The following is an 18478-nucleotide window of genomic DNA, read 5'->3' on the forward strand; positions in this document are numbered from 1 at the left end:
ATCCTATAATCATGACACATATCAGATGAGTGTAACAACATTAATCAAGTTTTTATTAATTTTTCAATTGTCATAGTTACTCAATATTTCACGTAACATTTCAAGACTTTTCTTTATTTCTTTACCAATATCAGTATCAGCTACCGTCTGCCTCTCAAGTTCTTGATTGACAATCTTTCTGGTGGAGATAATATCACGCCCATTTTTTACAGCATCATTTTTAGATGTAAAGGGGTGATGAGTTACTAACTGCAGGCCATAAGAATTATATAACAGTGTGTACCCACCAATTCCCGTAATCGGTTGATAGGCTTTTGAATACCCACCATCAATCACAATCATTTTTTTATTTGCTAAGATCGGCTCTTGTTCCTTTTTCACCGGTGTATGTCCATTAATCACGTGTCCATTTTCCTGATTGAGTCCAAACTCTTCAAGTAATTGCTTGCAGAACCATTCTTCCTTACGTAATTCAAAATAAGCATTTTTATGCTCAACCTTAGGCTCGTCTTTAGCTATGAAGTAACGTGCAAATGTTGTCATGCAATGTTTCCCAAAAAGCGGTGATAACGAGCCTTGCCATAGGTACCAAATCATATCAGCTTCAACACTTTCACCCTTGTGTACTTTGCGATAGGCTTTTTTTAGCTTCTGTTCACAAAAATCTAATAGTCTCCTACCCGAATAGCTTTCACCTTCATACTCAAATGCTTGAAATGTTCCATCTTTTGCAACTGGAATACACCCGTGAAACAATAAATTGCCATTATAGACTTTGTACATACTTCCCTTACTAACCAAAAAGTCCAAATGCTTTCTTAATTTGGTAGCATTCATAAATGAATTAAGTAGTGAACGAACAACTTCTGACTCCTCCTCGGTTAATTCAAAAGGTGCCTCATGATTTACGGTTCCAAAACATGTATTCTCTAATTTATAGTTAAGTCCATCTATCTTGATTTCTTTTTTTTCCCAATTGATTTGATTAAGTAACACCATCTCATCTAACTTGAACTCTGGTCTACGTTTCTTTAATTGGCCTTCCAACTTAAACTGAATTACTGCCACAGCTTGATGAATTTGCGTAATCTGTAATTTCTCATCAGGCATAACAAATTCTTCATTTTCAAGTGTTTTTGGCCTAAATGCCTCATTATCTTCATAATTTTTTTCAGCAAACATTGATAGATGCCGTAGATTTATCCCATAAGCTTCTTCGATGATGGCCAGATTATTATATCTTGCACATATTCGTAAAAGATTCATCATACATAGTGCTGAACCTGCAACTGCACCAAGCCATAAAACATCATGATTGCCCCATTGGATATCAACTGAATGATATCTCATAAGTGTTTCCATTATCTTATCTGGAGCAGGTCCTCTGTCATAAATATCACCAATTACATGTAGATGATCTACCACAAGCCTTTGGATTGTATAACATGTAGCCGTAATAAAATAGTCAGACTGTTTCAGATCTACTAAATTACGCAGAATTTTATTATAATAATTCTTCTTATCATGCTCTTGCTGATCGTTATAAAGTAACTCTTCTGTAATGTATACAAAATCTGGATTCAAAGCTTTTCTGACTTTTGATCTTGTGTATTTTGTAGCCGTTACCTTTAAGAGTTCAATCAGATTCGAAATCGTATTAAGGTACCATTGTTCTAGTGCTTCTTGATCAGGTAACTCACCTTTTTGAAATGCCAGCTCATCTTCAGGATAATAAATCAAAGTAGCAAAGTCCTGAATATTTTTTGGTGTCAGTCGGCCAGCGAAGTTTTCTACAATCTTTTGTTTAACATTTCCTGACCCATTTCTCAGGGTATGATCAAAGGCGTTGAATTCGCCATGCAAATCGCTAACGTAGTGCTCTGTTGCTTTAGGTAAATTTAAAATTGCTTCCAAGTTTGTAATTTCAGTTATTATTGCCTGTTTAGTTGGAAATTTTTCACGTACCAATTTTTCAACATATGACATATCGAGACCCCTCCTGTAAATCCGTTTTATCCTAAAAAGGATCACTCACAACGAATTGTCTAAGACACATCCCATCTTATAACAAATACCAATTTTCAGCAAATACTCATTTTCACTTGAAAAGCCTTGTCTATACTTATAACTATCCACTTTTAATTAACAATACCAATTTGTAATTATTTGAGTTTTTTTGTTGTAAAAATATTTTTTTAGTGATAGCTTATAGATATCATTTTATGTTGAATGGAATCTACAAGGAGGATTCGTTATGAATAATACAGCAATTGAGAAAACAGAAGCACGTGTTGAGAAGGATACCGTATGGCGTGTATCTAATCAAGAAAATGGCCATTTCTTAGATGTTGTTTTCTGTAAAGAACTTGAGAATACTATGAAAAACAAACGTAACTTTTCATTTAATCGTTTTGAATCGGAACAGCTTAACAACCTACATTCATTAGTTAGCAATTTAGATGAGAATTTCAAGTTGATCTTGGATGAGAATGTTATTGGTATAGATTATCTTCCACTATCATCTGAGGATGCAGCAGATTTAGTTGAGGCTCTTTAATTTTATGTAGTTTTTTGGGTTTGGTTCACAAAAAAGCATTGTTGTTCAGCTGGATAAGCTGGGCAGCAATGCTTTTTTTACTTTTTATTTATCGTTATATCCGTTTGGATGTGTTAAATGCCACTTCCATGCAGTTTCAATAATTTTATGAATGTCATCAAATTGTGGTTTCCAACCTAAAATCTTACGTGCTTTATCTGATGCTGCAATCAATGTATCAGGGTCTCCACCACGTCTAGGAGCAATTTCTGTAGGGATTTCCTTTTGAGTGACATCGCGAGCAGCCTTTAAGATTTCCATATTTGAAAATCCTGTTGAAGAACCTAAGTTGAAGGCTGTACTATCGTTGCCTTTTGTAAGATATTCTACTGCTAAAATATGAGCATCCGCTAAATCAAATGGATGTACATAATCACGTACATTTGTACCATCTGGTGTATTATAATCATCACCAAAAATTTGTAACTTTTCGCGTGTTCCTGCAGCTACTTGTAATACAATTGGTAATAAGTGAGTCTCAGGATTATGATCTTCGCCAATACTGCCATCTGGCTTTGCCCCAGCAACGTTGAAATAACGTAATGCGACAAACTTTATTCCATGAGCCAAATCTGTCCAATGCATTATTTTTTCCATTGCTAACTTACTCTCACCATAAGGATTGATAGGCTTTTGCGGATCAGTTTCCTTAATTGGTGTTTGTTCTGGAGTTCCATAAGTTGCAGCAGTTGACGAAAAGACAATCTTCTTAACACCAACTTCGGTCATGACTTCTAATAACTTAATCATTCCTGAAGTATTATTATCAAAATATTTAAGTGGATCCTTCATCGACTCCGGAACTACTGAAAATGCGGCAAAGTGGATGACTGCATCAATTGCAGGGTTCTCCTTGAAAACCTTACGCATGAAATCGCGATCTGCAATATCTCCTTGATAAAATTTGGCTTTGTCATTAACAGCCGCTCGGTGACCTGTTACCAAGTTATCTACAACAACCGTCTCCGTCCCTCTTTCAACCAAACGATCTACTGTATGCGATCCTATGTAACCTGCACCGCCTAAAACTAAAATTGCCATATTTGTTCCTCCTTGAGGAGAGTCTAGGTCAAAAACTTGATTTTGTCCTAATCTCTATATTTATTAGGAATTGGTGTGTTTCATAAGCCGAAACTTTCCGCTAACTTCAAAGTATTCATAGTAAAGTTTTCACTATGTTCATAATTTCGAGTTAATACTCAAGTTTTACTAACTTACGGCACACTCTCCTTTGTTTCATGTATTTGAAAGACTAGCAATCCTTCTTAGCTATTTTACCAGTATTAGCTGTTAAATTGTTGATTAATACCAAATTATAACTTTTTTATCAAAAACTATAGGATCTTTTGTACTATCTTTCTTCTAGACTTGTTGTTTTTATTAACTTGTGCTTAACTATTATTTAGAACCTAAGAAGGGGCAATCCGATGTCAGAACTAGTATATAAAAGATTAATTACTGATTTAAAAAAGAAAATATTCGCAGGTACTTTTCCAGACTTGCGCCTGCCTGATGAACGCTCTCTCAGCGAGGAGTATAGCGTGAGCCGTAGTTCAGTTAAACGTGCACTTAACCGGATGGCTAATGATGGCATTATCTTTCGAAAACGTGGTGCTGGAACATTTATCAATCCTCTATATCTAAAAAATGAGTCTGTCTTTAATTACGAAGAAGGTTCTAACTTAGGAGTCACTGATAACTTTAAAATGAACGGACAGCGTCCAAAAATCAAAGTCATTTCTTTTGAAGTCATTAAACCTAATCATGAATTGCGCCGTGATTTATTTCTCTCCCACGACGACTTTGTATACAAAATTGTGAGATTGCGCTTATTTGAAGATCAGCCTTTTATGATTGAAACAGGCTATATTCCAATTAGAATTGTGCCTGAATTAACGAAATCATCAATTGAAAATTCAATTTTTAACTATTTACAAAAAAATCATCATCAATCGGTAACTAAATCATTCCTTTCTGTTTTTGCGGAGCCATCAACTAAGAACGATCAAGAATTACTTGATTTGTCTCCTACTGAACCGGCGGGCATAATGGAAGGAATCTTTTTCCTTGATGATGGAACTCCTTTTGAGTTTTCACACATGCGATTTCATTATAAGTACTTGAAATTCAATTCTTTTGTTTCTGTAAACTAAAAATTTTAATTCTCTCTGGAGGTTCATAATGACGACTCTTTATATCATACGCCATGGTCAAAGTGAGGCAAATGCAGCTGGTATACTTCAAGGAAGCCTAATTGATACTCCCTTATCTAAAAAGGGTCAGCTTCAAGCAAAAAATGTGCGTGATGCTTTCGAAAAAGAAATGTTGCATTTTGACTTAGTTTTCGCAAGCCCATTATTGAGAGCGGCACAAACAGCAGCGATTATCTCACCACAAACCACTACTGTTTTTGATGACCGCCTAAAAGAATTCGATTATGGTGATTGGGATGGTCAAAAAGTTGCTGATATACATCGTCTTTTTGCTGAATTTTTCGATGAAAAAAAGAACCTGCTGCCAGATTCCGAAAAAATTTCACATGGAGACGATTTTGCATCAGTCACCACAAAATTAAATGATTTTCTTAATGAACTTGCTGTAAGATATCCAACTCAAGACATCTTAATTGCAAGTCATGGGTTCACAATAAAGTTACTTCTAAATGCAGTTTTGGGAATCAATAATCTAAGTGCATTGAATGAACCAGATAATGCTGGTCTCACAAAAATTGAATTGACTACTTCAACACAGACTCTTGTTTACTTCAATCGAGATTTAACTAACTAAACAACTTATTGCTCTTGCATAAACTTAATTGTTTGTGCAAGAGTTTTTTTGCTTTTTTTGTAGCAAAATCGAACTGATACTCATGGTTTACATTGGTTTTCTTGGAGAAGAAACGTTCAGTAACTCTTACTCCTTTATTTCTCAGCGAATTGGCAAGTTGTTTGCCTGAAGACTCAAAAGTAAAGCTGTTCCCATCCGTGATATAAGTAACCGGATAATTTTTTGTCACATAGTTAGCAATATTTGCTTCAGTCGCCAAACTTGATTTACTCCAAAAAAACTCATCTGTCATCGACCAGCCAACAGTATGAACAAACCAACGCATCAGCCAATTATTTGAGTTCTTTGTCTCGCGCTGAATCAGATCGAAGTTATATGGTCCACAGTACAGAATTGCACCTTTGAAATTTAGCTTGCTTACTATTTTCTTTGAGAACTTCCGTGCATATTTTTGATTTGTTTGAATAGTCATATATTGAGCTGCAATTTGTGCACCTGCAGAATCCCCACCAACAAAGACCTGGGGATTTTTATTCAAATCATATTTCTTGGCACTTTTAGTAAAATAATTTACTGCTGCAGCTAACTGCATTAGTTGAGTTGGATATTTTCCTGTTGGTGCAACCGTATAGTTGATGCTTATCACGGTTGTATCAGTTTTACTTGCAATATATGTGCCAAACTCATTGATGCTCTTTTTATCACCACCAATAAATCCGCCACCATGTACCCAATACAAAATCTTATTCTTTCCATGTATTCGCCTCGGATAATAGATATCTGCTTTTGTGCTTGCTGCATTACCATAAGCAATATTCTTGGTAATTCGCACTTTGTTCTTGGTCTGACTGTATAATTTTTTATTGGTTATCTTCACTGGACCATTAAATGCACGAGCAAATAACCATACACTTGGTTGAGGTGATATCACAAGTAACAAAATTACAAAAATGATTAGGCCTAACAAAATTTTTAAAACAATCTTCAGCAGCTTTTTCATTTTCTCCCCTATGATATTTATTTAAACTCACGTGCAATTTCACTCACAGTCATGTTCTGCTCACGGGCATGTTCAATCACTTCTTCGACATCCGCATCACTGAACGCTTTGACATCAATTCCTTGACTAGCAATTGCTTTTCGTGCTTGCTTGATCTGTGCTTTAGTAATTTTTCTTGAACTTATAGAAGAAGAACTTCCTCTATGTGAAGAAATAGTTGGTAAAATATCGGTTGCTGTCTTCTTCTCACTTGCCTCATCAGCGCTTGAAACATTATATCCTAACCGTGCAAGTACTTGATTATTACTATGCTCTAGATTTTGTGCCTTTTTTCTAATGTCTTGATAATAAAACTGGGTGATGTTTCCATATCCCAAAATCACTGCCAGCTTTGTATTCGAAGCCGTATACTCATAATTAGTTGCCAAAACTTTGGCCCGCTTATATGTTTTATTGAAGATTTTTAACTCATGTACAACCTCTTTAAGCTCAATTTCTTTAGAAACAGCTCTGAGCAACAGCATTTGTGAACCATTATCTACCTTAGTTACTTTTTTAAAATTAGCAATTGCTTCACTATAATTTTGACTTTTAATTGCAGCTAAACCCTTTTGATACTCCTCCAATTGTTGCAAATTCGCATTTGCAACACTATCATTCGGCCTTTTCTTCAATGCATTTCGAAAATGATTCTCAGCCTGATGGTAATTTGCATCACTAATAGCTTGTCTGCCTGCAGTCATCGCATTATTGTAATATTGTGTGGTTTCAACGTGCTTCGTATAACCATAGCCAATAAAAATCACTGCAATAACTAGTGTAATTATAAGCCAAGTTCTCTTACCCATTGACCAATTCCTCACTTTCAATTCGTTAACTGCAATTATAACATTTTTTCTTGTTTATTATGCGCCTAATCTCTTTACTAATTCGTCTGCTTTGACCTTTTATTGCCATTTATGTAGAATTAAAAGAAAAAATTAGGAGCGTATATGGACTCATCTTTATTAACAGAGATTATTAACAATTATGGATATTTGGGAATTGCTTTACTTCTTGCACTTGAAAATATTTTTCCACCAATCCCTTCTGAGGTCATTTTAGGATTCACCGGCTTTATGACCCTTTCTAGCAAGTTAAACATTGTAGGCAGTATCATTGCCGCTACGATTGGAGCTTTGATTGGAGCTTTGATTCTATATTTCTTTGGTAAAGTTATTTCAGTTGAACGTTTGGAAAAAATTTTGGCTGGCCGTCTAGGCAAAATATTGCATTTTAAGCCGGCTGATTTAGAAAAAGCCGCAGCATTTTTTAATCGCCATGGAAATTCTGCGGTCTTCTTTGGAAGATTTGTTCCAGTCGTGCGCAGCCTCATCTCGATTCCAGCTGGAATGGCTAATTACCCACTGGGACGATTCATCACTTTTTCAACTTTAGGGACACTCATTTGGAATACCGTATTAATTTTTATTGGTAGAATGGCTGGTCATGCATGGCCACATGTGATTAACGTGATTGAATCTTATGGTAAGGTTTTATTAATTGTGTTAATCATATTGTTCATCCTAATCTATGTTATTTATAAAAAGCGAAAAAAAAGAAGCTAACCTAGTTCACTAAGATTTGAGTATTGATAAAGAAATTAAGTTCAAAAGAAGAGTATGGCATAAGTCACGATTTCTCAACTTATGCTATACTCTTCTTCAAAAATATTCTAACTATTCTTTTTTTTGATACTTCTTCTTCAGATGCTTTATTACTCTAAATAATAATAAGACTACAAAAGTAAGCCATGATATAGTCTCAGCTGCTTTAATAATAAACGATGCCTGATATACTATATTGATTTTATTGTTGCCCTTATTTAAGATCACACCTATTGTATTGCGTTTAGTTTTGGTATAATCAACTTTTTTGCCATTAATAGTAACTGTATATGAATTATAATTCAAAAAAGGTAAATCTGCAGACACCTTGTCCTTGGAGGAATATATATTATAAACGATCCCGTTAGGTATACTTTGCGGTGTTATTTTTTCCCGATGTCCATTGATTAGCGCTACATGTTCCTGAATCTCAACCATGTATTTCTTCATACTCGTATACGGCCAATAGTCAATTGAACCCACTCCCTCATTGAAGTCTTTTACCATGTAGTTAAAGCCTTGCTTTGAGGTTATTTGATAGTCAGAAAAAGGTAATTTTTTTTCACTACTAGGTTTGTAGTTAATCACTGTCTGATTTGCTCGTGTAATTAGGAAACTGTAGGAAGCACCCAGCAATGAAATAATAACTACACCCAGTATAGCGGTTGTCCAACGATGAACATATTTCGTCTCTGTTATAATAATCCACAATGTTTCAACAGCAAACAATGCCAAAAAGAAATTTGAGATACACAAAATTCTACCTGTCCATTGAAGAACAACAATCGGTGTTTTGTTAACAAAATTCCAAACGCCTTCAAATACACTTGTTGTTGCGACAAAAAAAACAATTCCGATTGTACCTACAATCCTGTTAGTGATACTCTGTTTCTTCCATAAAAACAAACCTATAACTGTTGTTATTACTAACACCGCACCGACTGACTCATCATTATTCAATGCTTTGATTATGGCATCTCCTAAACCAATACCTGCCGTTGAAAGCGTACCAGATTTAGTAATGAACAGATGATTGCTTGTATATATTGTAAAAAGTGTACTCCAGTAAAATGCTGTCATTAGTATTGTAACAATGCCTGCGTAAATAATATATTTCAATTTTCGCCAAAAACCAGTAGCTGTAAATAAAGCAATTACAATAATCAGTATTACTACCACTAAATACATCAGAAAGCTCAATATATGTGAGTAGACAACCCCTGTCATCCCCAATGCTAATAACAGCCATTCTGCCTTTTCTCTAAAGAAAATACTGTAAGTCCCATAAACAATCAACGGTAAAAAAACATAACCTGCTGTCTGACCTACATCAAAAGTTAAAAACATCCAACTAAAATTATATGCTGATAAAACATAAATAAAAGAAAAGATTAATGCCTTCTTTTTATTACCATTCCAATATTTTAAACCACAGAAATATGAGACAAGCATAGATATAAATACTATAAAGCACCATCCAGAATAAATAGCTAAAATTGGGTTACCTATAACTGCCAGTGCTATTGCTAGCGGATAAATAGGTAAAATACCATATACCATGTTGATTGGTGTTCCTACTTGGTTCATTGCGTATGTCTCAATGTATGAGAAAAATTTTCCTTGCTTGATATTTTGGGCTACATCATATATCCGATTAAGATGAAATGACATATCTACGCCGGCATGTAGGGAATTAGCAAAGAAATAAGGCATCATCACTATCACACTAGCTATCAAACAAATTAATGCTGCTATCAGTTGTTTTTGTGTATTCGAAAGTTTATTTAATTTGACCACTCTTCTTCATCCTTTTCAGTTTTAGATAAATCAGTCCGACGATCAACAATAAAATTGTTAGTATGGAGATCACTCTTGCAACAATATATAACATTGGTGTGTTATATCTAATTTTTATTACAGCACTACGTTTATTTTTTACATGAACTTGTGCCAATGAATGCTTGCTTACAAAGAGTGTTGTTCTTTTACCATTCACATAGGCTGTATAATCTTTAGCGTTGTATATAAAGAACGGTAGAACAATGCTTGAATTCTTATTTTTTAAGTTGCCTACCTTATATTTCATCGCCTGATAACCTGATTCCATTGAACTAGCACTTAAATAATATTTGTACTTGTTTACAATAATCTGATGATAAAAAACCTTTTTTCTAACCACATTAGCCGCATATGGCACATAATCCTCATATTGTACTGACTCTGCTACCGCCTGGTTTAATGAGAGTGAATTTAAATACCCCTTTGCATTTAATCGATGTGCATAAGGTGTCATAAAATTCAATAAGACAAAGCCACAAAATAGTGCAGCTATCGGGTTAGTGGTAAAAATAAAGCGTGGCAAAATAAACAGTAAACTTGTAATCCAAGGATAAAGCCCAGTATATGCATTAGCTATTCCTTGGAACCCAATAAAATTAACTAGTACAGGTAGTTTCCCATGCTTTAAAGCTTGATAAATTGATTCCCACCTTGTTAAATGAACCCCGCCATCGTAAGTAACCTTAAAATAACCACCTAAAAATGCAGGAACTGTCGCAATAATTGCTAAAACTAAAAAAGAAGTATAAGATATACTTTCTCCCATTTTCTAACATGTCTGTAAATAATCATGAATATTATCCTTTTTTTGATATTTTGTTATGCTTTTGAATGCTACCCGTTTATAAAGGTAATCTAATATCTTATCGTCTTCATGAATTTTTTATGAACTTTTAGACACTTTTTGAATAAGGATTTCTTACACATTTACTTTTTTATCAACATTATCAACTATATAGTTATCTAATCTAGTTCATTATTAGTTCTTGTAAAATTTAAACTACTTCCGTAACAATGAACATTACAATTTTCAAGTGTTTTTACCTAGGTACATGCAAATTTGGTATAATAATAGAGAATGTAACCGAAATCATTATATCGGAGGGATCCTTTTTTATGAAAAAAATATCACTATATCACACAGAAATAGAAAATAAAGATGGTATCTCCGGTCATGTCCGCTCACTGACCGATGATGCATTTAACCAATTAACAAGTAGTCCATTAAAATCTGTCCCTGGAACTAATCCTGAGCAATTACTTGGAGCTGCACTAGCTACGTGTTTAAATGCTACTCTTGAAGCAGAAGAAAAACGGAGAAACTTGCCACATCAGGCCATTGTTCGCGTAGCGGTTGATATGGGTCGTGATTATCAGGGATTTCAATTCTGGCTACGAGTACAAGTCAAATTACCTCAGGTTGACCAACAAGAAGCACAAGAAATTTTAGCAATTTGCGAACAACGCTGTCCCGTTGCCAAACTGTTAGCTAAAAGTCAAAACGTTAAAATTGAATTGGTGAATGAGTTCGGATTCAAGGAGGAATTTAAATGAAGTATTTAGTAACTGACCAAAGAGACATCCGCTATAATCTAGCTTTAGAGACCTACTTAATGGAACAATCAGATTTGCAAGAACCAATTCTTTATTTTTATATTAATTCTCCCTGCATTATCCTTGGTCGCAATCAGAATGTATATGAAGAAGTGAACTTAGACTATGTTAGACAGCATCAAATAATTGTTACACGGCGTACTTCTGGTGGTGGTGCAGTCTTTGATGATCTTGGAAATGTCAGCTTTAGTTTTATTACTAAAGATGATGGTCATTCCAATGGTAATTTTTCAAAATTTACTGAGCCAGTAATTACTGCTTTGCATGAAATGGGGGCAGTTGACGCAAAATTAGTTGGTAGAAATGATTTGCAAATTAATGGTAAAAAATTCTCAGGTAATGCGATGCGCCTACAACGCGGAAGGATGTTTTCTCATGGAACCTTGATGTACGATGTGAATTTAAACGTAATTGCAAAAGCATTGAATGTACCGAAAGATAAAATAGCAGCCAAAGGAATTAAATCGGTTCACAGCCGAGTTACCAACCTTAAGCCGTTTTTTACTCCTAACTATCAGCAATTAACAATTGAAGAATTCCGTGATACATTGGCACAAAAGATTTTGGGCGTAACTGATTTAAACCAAGCCAATGAGTATTTTCTGGATGATACTGCCAAACAAGCCGTCGCGGATATAAATCATAAGATTTTCAGTGATTGGAATTGGATTTACGGAAACTCACCGCAGGCTTCTATTCAGCACCGACAACATTTTGACCAAGGAACAATCGATTTTCGCTTACAGATTAAGCATGGTTGTATCAGCTACCTGCAAGTTTATGGTGATTTTTTTGGGCAAACTGATGTTAAAAAATTTACTGAGAAATTGATTGGTGTTCGTTATGATCGAGATGCTATTACTGAGGTTTTAGATAAAGTAGACTTACAACCTTATTTTGGTAAGATTGAGCGACAGTCGATTATTGATTTGCTGGTAAGACAAGAATAGCTCACAAGAAGAAATGTATAATAAAAGCTGAGAAAATTTGAGTACTAATTCGAAATTAGACGAAAATTTTTCCCAGCTTTTTACTGTCTTTTTGTTTTAAATGAGGCTGTGCCAAAAGTTAAATTTTGACCCAGCCTCGCTAATTATTTCGTATAAACGTGTTCCATCTGTAGCATACTATTCTTTAATTTCTTGCGGTAACTTAATTGCAAATTTTTCGGCAATTGCAGTAATCTCTTGGATTGTTTTCGGATCTATGACAACACCATGCTTCGAATTATGGTCATAGTTACGATATTCACGGTCGCCAGGAATCATAATATGGGTTCCTGGTATATGATCTAAATTCCGAATACGCTCAAACATTTTTTCAGCATTAGCTTTCAAAGTTGCTAAATCACCAAAAAAAGCAGGGTTAATAACCATAAAGAATTGACTAAAGTCGTGCTTGCCAGTGTTGGTATCCGCCGAAATTGATCCTTGAGCTAAGATCCCCGTCAACAATTCAACAACTAACGAATTACCAAAACCTTTGTAGTTTGAATTTTCCTCCCGATTACCACCAAGAGTCAATACCCCACCACCGGATTGATGTTCCGTAAAGGCAACTTCAGATAAAATTTCAGCAGCTTTTTTCGAATCATGAATAATATTTCGCTCACGATCAATGGCCCATTCTCCCAAAATTGGCTTTTGGTTCTTAGCCAAAACCATAATTTTACCGCTAGAAACACTTGATGTCGCCCCATCAAAAACAAAAGGATGTGGATCAGCTGGGAAAGTAAAAGCAAAAGCATTTGAACCCAAGAAAGCTTCGATTGCATTAGTCGGTACAACGAGCGGTCGTGTATTAGTAGTCGAAATCCCAATCAAGCCTGCTTCGGCCGCTAAGCGAGAATAATACCCAGCTGTGCCAAAATGATTTGAGTTGCGAATAACGGCCATAGCAATATTAGTAGTTTTGGCTTTTTTTATTAGACTCTTAATTGCCAAAGCAGATGCAATCTGTCCCATATTTCCGTTAGCATCAAGTAATAGACTGGTATCCGTTTCTTTTAAAGTTTTGACCTCATTTTGTGGTTTGATAGTGCCATCTTTAACCATTCGGATATACCAATCAAGTCGTTGAATTCCATGAGAAGAAATTCCTCTTAAATCCGCATCCACTAAAGTATCAGCTAATAATGTGCCATCAGTAGCAGAAAAGCCAGCTTTTTGGAAGACTTCTTCTAAAAATTCAGTTTCAGCTGTAGCAGTAATTCGCATAAAAAACACTTCTTTCTTTAATTATTTTTAAACAACAAACAAAAAACCCGTTCGACACTATTCTCATAGTGCAAGACGGGTTGACCGTGGTACCACTTGCTCTTCATTTATCATTTGATAAATCTCAATGACATAAATTGTCAAAAAAGATAACGGATTTTACCGATTGAATAGCTTACACCATTCAACATTAATTTGAGCTCATTTTCATCAGTCGTTACCTACACCTTTTCAGCTCCCGGTGCTCTCTCTAAAATAACAAAACTGAATCTCTTCTCAAAAATTATTTACGTTCATTAAAGAACAAAACTTGATAGATGTCAATCATGAAAAAATTAACTTTCAATGATCATTAGCTGGCAAGGTGTGCTTGATCAATCAGATACAAAAATAAATTGAAATTCAAAATGATACAACATATACTAAAACTAATATTTTTTTAAGGAGTGAAACCATGTTTACATACAAAATTGATTCTGAAGTTAGTCTAGCGTTACCCAGACCCAAAATCGACGCCGCACCTCTTTTTCAAATTATTAAAGAGAGTCACGAAGAATTACAGGTTTGGTTGCCTTGGGTTCCCTCACTGAAAAGTATTGAAGATGAAGAAACATTTCTTAGTGGTGTCTTAAAAAACTTTGGTAATGAACGCTCATTAAATACAGTTATTCTATACCGAGACACCCCTGTAGGAATGATTAGCTTCAACAAATTTAACACAACAAACCAATGTGCGGATATAGGTTATTGGCTAGGAACTAAACATGTAGGTAATGGAATTGTTCACCGCGCCGTTGCCGGAATGTGTACGATTGGATTTACAGACTATGATATTCATAAAATCGAAATTCATGCAGCAGTGGAAAACGTACGCAGTAATCAAGTTGCAAAAAAAGCTGGTTTCCATCTTGATGGCTTACTTCGAGCAAACGAGTTGCTAGCTGATGGATTCCATGATGAAAATGTTTGGTCATTGCTTAAAGAAGAATGGGAAAAGCACTAGTTTCATGTCTTCAATTCTTTTCATTTTTACGAACTAACTCAACATCCAAAACATAAGTTCATCTAAACATTAAATAATATTTTTAACTATGAGCACCAGAGATCTATCTCTGTTTGACTCTTAGGCAGTAACAATATTATTTTTTATGTTATTCTGAAATTAGTAATAATTTAAAATTCAAGGTGATAATATGAAAGCACTATATTTTAATAATTTTGGAGATAACTCTGTTTTGAAGTATGGAAATATTCAGTCACCCCAAATAAATGCGGAGCAAATATTAGTTAAAACTCAATTTATTGGATTGAATTTTGCCGATATTTATCGTCGACGTGGCACATATCACATTGAAAAACACCATCCTTACATTAATGGTTACGAGGCACTTGGCGAAGTTGTTGCAGTTGGTAGCCATATTAATGACTTCAAGTTAGGAGATACTGTCTTCTTTGTTGATGTGCCTTTCGCTAATGCAGAATATGTCAGCGTTCCGTCTGAAAATGCAATTATAGTCCCTGAAAACCTAGATCCAAAAATAATTGCTTCTGTTGGCCTACAGGGATTAACTGCTGATTTTCTAGCACATGATCTCGGAAAAAACCTTCCCGGTAACAATGTATTCATTCACGGCATCAGTGGCGGTGTTGGCCAGATATTGTCACAAATGCTAACCAGTGATGGTATAAATGTTTATGGGATCACCTCAACACTTGCAAAGCAAACATTGGCTCTTCAACAAGGAGCGGTCAAAATTTTCTTAAGAAATACTCCTTGGAATCAGAATTTGAACGGAAAATTTGATACTATTTATGACGGTGTAGGAAAAACACTTGAACAGAGTCTAGCTCTTGCAACTAACAAAGGAAAAGTCATTTTTTATGGTATGTCTGGAGGAAATCCTCCAAAAATTGATCCCATTAAACTATTAAATCAATCAAAAAGCATCCTGACTGGAGACTTGTGGGATTATCTGAGTAATGCAATCGAACGAAAGAAGCGCAGTCAAAGATTATTTTCTTATTTTCAAGAAAATAAGATAAAGATTAGTGAACCAACAATTTTTTCATTAGCTGATGGTCAAAAAGCCTATGAGTATTTAGAATCTGGAAAAAGTGCTGGTAAAATTTTATTAAAGCCTTGAAAAAAATTTTAAAATGAATTTCAATATAGCAAATAAGGTGAATTATGCAATTAACAAAAAACGACCTAGCAAAACACTATTTTTATAAGACTGAATTAATCCAATTATGCCGTGAACGTAGATTACCAACATATGGAACAAAGGCTGAATTAAACTATTATTTATCTTGCTACTTAGATGGCATACCTTCAAAAGAAATCCAACCTCTACGCACAAATAATCGAAAAGCTCTAACAAAAACTGATATAAACTTAGAAACGAAATTAATTGGAGAAGGCTTCACGTTTAATGAGCACGCTCGTCTCTTCTTTGCCAACTATTATCATGTTAAAAAATTCAGTTTTAAAAAAGAAATGGCAATTATCAAACGACGAGTTGAAACCCAAAATCAGACAGAATACACTGTCAGAGACCTAATAAAAGAACTTAAGAATTCTAAAAAAATAGTTAACACACCAGAGGAACAAACTTATCAAAGGAACTCTCATCAAAATATTCAGCCGAACAAGTTGCTTTCCAACAGACTGATGTATCTAATGCAATATCTGTTGCTGATTTGAAACTTAAAACAAGTCAGCTATTTGGATGAGTTGATAGTATTATTAATAACGCCGTTATTTTTACCAAAGGTGCTTTGCATGAAGTTACCAAAGATGCTTGGGATCGAATCATGGCAATTGATGTAAAATCAGTTTACTTGATGACAAAAGAATTTGTACCTGACATGATAGAACAAAAAGCAGGTACAATTGTTAATACTGCTTCTATCTCTGGATTAACCGGTGATTATAATATGGCCGCTTATGATGCTGCTAAAAGGAGCATTAGTAAATCTGGTTCGTGCAATGGCCCTTGATTACGGTAAATATGGGATTAGGGTTAACAATGTTAATCCCGGTCCAACAATGACCCCCTATGTTTAAAGCCAATCCTCAATCAATAATTGATACCTTCAAACAGGCTAGCCCACTTGGAAAATTAGCGGAAGCAGATGATATTGCTCGTGTTATGTATTTCTTATCCTCTGATGAATCTAATCCAATTACTGGTGAAAATATTCCTGTTTCTGCTGGCTTTGAAGTTTATAGCGGCCAACCCGTTCAAAAATAAGATTTTTAATCCAGAAACTATGTAACCCCTAAAAAAGTGTTTCAGTAAATATTAGAAATTATTTTTAATATTTAAATGCCCTTCAAAAGTTAGATTCAAGGTTGTCCTGTAGAGAGTACTCTTCAAATAATCTCCGGCAAATGGAAAGCAGTAATTCTGTATCATCTCATTAAGAATAAAATCTGCCATTTTGGAGAACTACAACGTACTATGAAAGATTGTTCTCGCAGAATGCTGGCACTTCAGCTAAAAGAGCCAGAAATTGATGGCATAATTGAAAAAACTATCTATCCTGTAATGCCTCCAAAAACAGATTACAAATTAACTTCTTTTTGGAAAACACTAATTCCTGTAATTAAATCAATGGAAAAATGGGGGAACTTGTATAATCAAAGTGTAGACCGTAAAAAGTGATGTTACACTCAGAGATTCCCTACTAATAAGGTGAACTTAATACTTTTAGTTCTAAAAACAAAAAAAGACTGTGCCAAAAGTTGAATTTTGACTCAGTCTCACTAATTATTCTGTGTAGGCGTGTTCCTTAAGCAAAAACTTTCCGTCTAACTTCGAATTACTAATAGTAAAGTACCCGCCATGTTCGTAATTTCGAGTTAATACTCAAATTTTCCCGACTTTGTACTGCCTTAAAAAAGTTGGACATGTTTGTTTTAATTGTTAGTTAGATACTGTTTACGATATTCAACTGGAGTTAATCCATGCCGCTTAAGTGAAATTCGCTGGGTATTATACCAAGCAACATAATGTTCCACTAACGTACTTAGTTCATTGAGAGAAGTAACCTTAATGCGCCTTAAACATTCACGTTTAAGCATACTGAAAAAGCTCTCAACTGGGGCATTGTCTAAACAATTTCCCTTACGAGACATGCTTTGAATGAAATGATGATGTCTTAGTTTAGCTTGATAATTGGTCATTTGATATTGCCACCCTTGATCAGAGTGTAGAATTGGTTTAGTGGTTGCGGGAATCTTTTTAATGACTGTCTCAAGGGTTTGATCGATTAAAACACGATTGGGTGTTGAACTAACTTTAGCGGCTAAAACTTCATTACTAGCCTCATCAATAACTGTCGAAATATAACCCCATTTTCCACACGTAAGTTTAAACTGACTGACGTCAGTATGCAAAACAGTATATGGTTTATGGGCCTTGAATTGTTGCTTGAGCAAGTTAGGTACCACCTGTCCAACATGACCATGATATGAGTTGTACCGCCCAGAATGTTTTGAAAAAAGAGTAACTTTCAGACCCATAGAAAACATAATTTTACGAACAGTTTCTAGACAAAGTTTAACATGATGCTGTTTTAAAACAAATCTCATGCGACGATAACCATAAGTTTGATGAGAGCGGGCAAATTCTTGCCGAATAATTTGTTTAACCTGACGATATTTATCAGGCCGGTTTAGACAAGCTAAATGATAGTAATACGTCGAACGCGCAAGTCCCGCAACTTTTAAGAGCGTAATAAAGGGATAATCACGCCGCAATTCGTTAATTGTTTT

21 protein-coding genes are annotated in these 18478 nt (G+C 34.9%); 13 read left to right on the top strand and 8 right to left on the bottom strand.

Going from position 1 to position 18478, the window contains the following annotated elements; all coding sequences use genetic code 11:
* Positions 1-63: 63 nt before the first annotated feature.
* Positions 64-1986, bottom strand: coding sequence for a fructose-bisphosphatase class III (locus G6O70_RS11835; protein ID WP_057869960.1), 1923 nt, complete (start codon positions 1984-1986; stop codon positions 64-66).
* Between the two features lie 268 nt (positions 1987-2254).
* Here G6O70_RS11835 and G6O70_RS11840 point away from each other — a divergent pair, with 268 nt between their 5' ends.
* Entirely contained in the window at positions 2255-2557 is a 303-nt protein-coding gene (locus G6O70_RS11840) for a hypothetical protein (RefSeq protein WP_057869961.1), read from the top strand.
* A gap of 84 nt (positions 2558-2641) precedes the next feature.
* Here G6O70_RS11840 and galE read toward each other — a convergent pair whose 3' ends face one another.
* The gene (gene galE / locus G6O70_RS11845; RefSeq protein WP_057869962.1) at positions 2642-3637 is read right to left on the bottom strand and encodes a UDP-glucose 4-epimerase GalE; all 996 of its coding nucleotides are present in this window, start codon (positions 3635-3637) and stop codon (positions 2642-2644) included.
* A 386-nt stretch (positions 3638-4023) separates the two neighbouring features.
* On the opposite strand from galE, the gene G6O70_RS11850 reads away from it, so the two are divergent.
* Positions 4024-4749: a GntR family transcriptional regulator gene (locus tag G6O70_RS11850; protein WP_057869963.1), complete on the top strand. Its 726-nt coding sequence runs from the start codon at positions 4024-4026 to the stop codon at positions 4747-4749.
* Between the two features lie 28 nt (positions 4750-4777).
* Positions 4778-5383, top strand: a complete 606-nt coding sequence (locus G6O70_RS11855) for a histidine phosphatase family protein (RefSeq protein WP_057869964.1) — start codon at positions 4778-4780, stop codon at positions 5381-5383.
* On the opposite strand, the gene G6O70_RS11860 is transcribed toward G6O70_RS11855, so the two are convergent.
* Both G6O70_RS11860 and G6O70_RS11865 read right to left on the bottom strand, forming a co-directional pair.
* Complete coding sequence (locus G6O70_RS11860; RefSeq protein WP_057869965.1) at positions 5376-6383, bottom strand: alpha/beta hydrolase; 1008 nt, start codon at positions 6381-6383, stop codon at positions 5376-5378. The genes G6O70_RS11855 and G6O70_RS11860 overlap by 8 nt on opposite strands.
* A gap of 17 nt (positions 6384-6400) precedes the next feature.
* A complete protein-coding gene (locus tag G6O70_RS11865; protein WP_057869966.1) occupies positions 6401-7231 on the bottom strand; it encodes a tetratricopeptide repeat protein in 831 nt (276 codons plus the stop codon).
* Between the two features lie 144 nt (positions 7232-7375).
* Between G6O70_RS11865 and G6O70_RS11870 the strand changes: the two genes are divergently transcribed.
* Positions 7376-7990: a DedA family protein gene (locus G6O70_RS11870; protein ID WP_057869967.1), complete on the top strand. Its 615-nt coding sequence runs from the start codon at positions 7376-7378 to the stop codon at positions 7988-7990.
* A 111-nt stretch (positions 7991-8101) separates the two neighbouring features.
* On the opposite strand, the gene G6O70_RS11875 is transcribed toward G6O70_RS11870, so the two are convergent.
* Positions 8102-9826, bottom strand: coding sequence for a glycosyltransferase family protein (locus tag G6O70_RS11875; RefSeq protein WP_057869968.1), 1725 nt, complete (start codon positions 9824-9826; stop codon positions 8102-8104).
* Positions 9810-10634 (bottom strand): hypothetical protein, encoded by an 825-nt coding sequence (locus tag G6O70_RS11880; RefSeq protein ID WP_057869969.1) that lies wholly within the window; start codon positions 10632-10634, stop codon positions 9810-9812. The genes G6O70_RS11875 and G6O70_RS11880 overlap by 17 nt, the downstream gene beginning before the upstream one ends.
* A gap of 350 nt (positions 10635-10984) precedes the next feature.
* Between G6O70_RS11880 and G6O70_RS11885 the strand changes: the two genes are divergently transcribed.
* Complete coding sequence (locus G6O70_RS11885; RefSeq protein ID WP_057869970.1) at positions 10985-11422, top strand: OsmC family protein; 438 nt, start codon at positions 10985-10987, stop codon at positions 11420-11422.
* The gene (locus tag G6O70_RS11890) at positions 11419-12432 is read left to right on the top strand and encodes a lipoate--protein ligase (protein WP_057869971.1); all 1014 of its coding nucleotides are present in this window, start codon (positions 11419-11421) and stop codon (positions 12430-12432) included. Before G6O70_RS11885 ends, G6O70_RS11890 begins: the two co-directional genes overlap by 4 nt.
* Before the next feature lie 177 nt (positions 12433-12609).
* Here the strand turns inward: G6O70_RS11890 and G6O70_RS11895 are convergent, their stop codons facing one another.
* Entirely contained in the window at positions 12610-13698 is a 1089-nt protein-coding gene (locus G6O70_RS11895) for an Ldh family oxidoreductase (RefSeq protein ID WP_057869972.1), read from the bottom strand.
* Between the two features lie 454 nt (positions 13699-14152).
* On the opposite strand from G6O70_RS11895, the gene G6O70_RS11900 reads away from it, so the two are divergent.
* The 7 genes from G6O70_RS11900 to G6O70_RS11920 all read left to right on the top strand — a co-directional run bounded on the left by G6O70_RS11900 (position 14153) and on the right by G6O70_RS11920 (position 17366).
* Positions 14153-14701 carry a GNAT family N-acetyltransferase gene (locus tag G6O70_RS11900; RefSeq protein ID WP_057869973.1) on the top strand — a complete coding sequence of 183 codons (549 nt, stop codon included), beginning with the start codon at positions 14153-14155 and terminating at the stop codon, positions 14699-14701.
* Positions 14702-14891: 190 nt separating this feature from the next.
* On the top strand, positions 14892-15842 hold the full coding sequence (locus G6O70_RS11905; protein ID WP_057869974.1) for a zinc-binding dehydrogenase: 951 nt from the start codon (positions 14892-14894) through the stop codon (positions 15840-15842).
* Between the two features lie 44 nt (positions 15843-15886).
* A complete protein-coding gene (locus tag G6O70_RS11910) occupies positions 15887-16402 on the top strand; it encodes an SAP domain-containing protein (RefSeq protein WP_187327480.1) in 516 nt (171 codons plus the stop codon).
* Positions 16403-16476: 74 nt separating this feature from the next.
* Positions 16477-16698, top strand: a complete 222-nt coding sequence (locus tag G6O70_RS12315; protein ID WP_258236143.1) for an SDR family NAD(P)-dependent oxidoreductase — start codon at positions 16477-16479, stop codon at positions 16696-16698.
* Positions 16688-16765, top strand: a complete 78-nt coding sequence (locus G6O70_RS12320; RefSeq protein ID WP_258236171.1) for an SDR family oxidoreductase — start codon at positions 16688-16690, stop codon at positions 16763-16765. The genes G6O70_RS12315 and G6O70_RS12320 overlap by 11 nt, the downstream gene beginning before the upstream one ends.
* Positions 16758-16952, top strand: coding sequence for an SDR family oxidoreductase (locus tag G6O70_RS12325; protein ID WP_233419171.1), 195 nt, complete (start codon positions 16758-16760; stop codon positions 16950-16952). Before G6O70_RS12320 ends, G6O70_RS12325 begins: the two co-directional genes overlap by 8 nt.
* A 93-nt stretch (positions 16953-17045) precedes the next feature.
* Positions 17046-17366, top strand: coding sequence for a winged helix-turn-helix transcriptional regulator (locus tag G6O70_RS11920; RefSeq protein ID WP_057869975.1), 321 nt, complete (start codon positions 17046-17048; stop codon positions 17364-17366).
* A 254-nt stretch (positions 17367-17620) separates the two neighbouring features.
* Here the strand turns inward: G6O70_RS11920 and G6O70_RS11925 are convergent, their stop codons facing one another.
* Positions 17621-18463: an IS3 family transposase gene (locus G6O70_RS11925; protein WP_219934264.1), complete on the bottom strand. Its 843-nt coding sequence runs from the start codon at positions 18461-18463 to the stop codon at positions 17621-17623.
* Positions 18464-18478 lie beyond the last annotated feature (15 nt).

This window comes from Liquorilactobacillus hordei DSM 19519, from assembly GCF_019443985.1.
Lineage (GTDB): Bacteria > Bacillota > Bacilli > Lactobacillales > Lactobacillaceae > Liquorilactobacillus > Liquorilactobacillus hordei.

Coding starts and splice junctions, on each gene's coding strand:
- G6O70_RS11880 (WP_057869969.1), bottom strand. CDS start 10,634: ATGGGAGAAAGTATATCTTATACTTCTTTTTTAGTTTTAGCAATTATT.
- G6O70_RS11905 (WP_057869974.1), top strand. CDS start 14,892: ATGAAAGCACTATATTTTAATAATTTTGGAGATAACTCTGTTTTGAAG.
- G6O70_RS11850 (WP_057869963.1), top strand. CDS start 4,024: ATGTCAGAACTAGTATATAAAAGATTAATTACTGATTTAAAAAAGAAA.
- G6O70_RS11860 (WP_057869965.1), bottom strand. CDS start 6,383: ATGAAAAAGCTGCTGAAGATTGTTTTAAAAATTTTGTTAGGCCTAATC.
- G6O70_RS11900 (WP_057869973.1), top strand. CDS start 14,153: ATGTTTACATACAAAATTGATTCTGAAGTTAGTCTAGCGTTACCCAGA.
- G6O70_RS12325 (WP_233419171.1), top strand. CDS start 16,758: ATGTTTAAAGCCAATCCTCAATCAATAATTGATACCTTCAAACAGGCT.
- G6O70_RS11835 (WP_057869960.1), bottom strand. CDS start 1,986: ATGTCATATGTTGAAAAATTGGTACGTGAAAAATTTCCAACTAAACAG.
- galE (WP_057869962.1), bottom strand. CDS start 3,637: ATGGCAATTTTAGTTTTAGGCGGTGCAGGTTACATAGGATCGCATACA.
- G6O70_RS11895 (WP_057869972.1), bottom strand. CDS start 13,698: ATGCGAATTACTGCTACAGCTGAAACTGAATTTTTAGAAGAAGTCTTC.
- G6O70_RS11910 (WP_187327480.1), top strand. CDS start 15,887: ATGCAATTAACAAAAAACGACCTAGCAAAACACTATTTTTATAAGACT.
- G6O70_RS11855 (WP_057869964.1), top strand. CDS start 4,778: ATGACGACTCTTTATATCATACGCCATGGTCAAAGTGAGGCAAATGCA.
- G6O70_RS11870 (WP_057869967.1), top strand. CDS start 7,376: ATGGACTCATCTTTATTAACAGAGATTATTAACAATTATGGATATTTG.
- G6O70_RS11840 (WP_057869961.1), top strand. CDS start 2,255: ATGAATAATACAGCAATTGAGAAAACAGAAGCACGTGTTGAGAAGGAT.
- G6O70_RS12320 (WP_258236171.1), top strand. CDS start 16,688: ATGGCCCTTGATTACGGTAAATATGGGATTAGGGTTAACAATGTTAAT.
- G6O70_RS11890 (WP_057869971.1), top strand. CDS start 11,419: ATGAAGTATTTAGTAACTGACCAAAGAGACATCCGCTATAATCTAGCT.
- G6O70_RS11865 (WP_057869966.1), bottom strand. CDS start 7,231: ATGGGTAAGAGAACTTGGCTTATAATTACACTAGTTATTGCAGTGATT.
- G6O70_RS11885 (WP_057869970.1), top strand. CDS start 10,985: ATGAAAAAAATATCACTATATCACACAGAAATAGAAAATAAAGATGGT.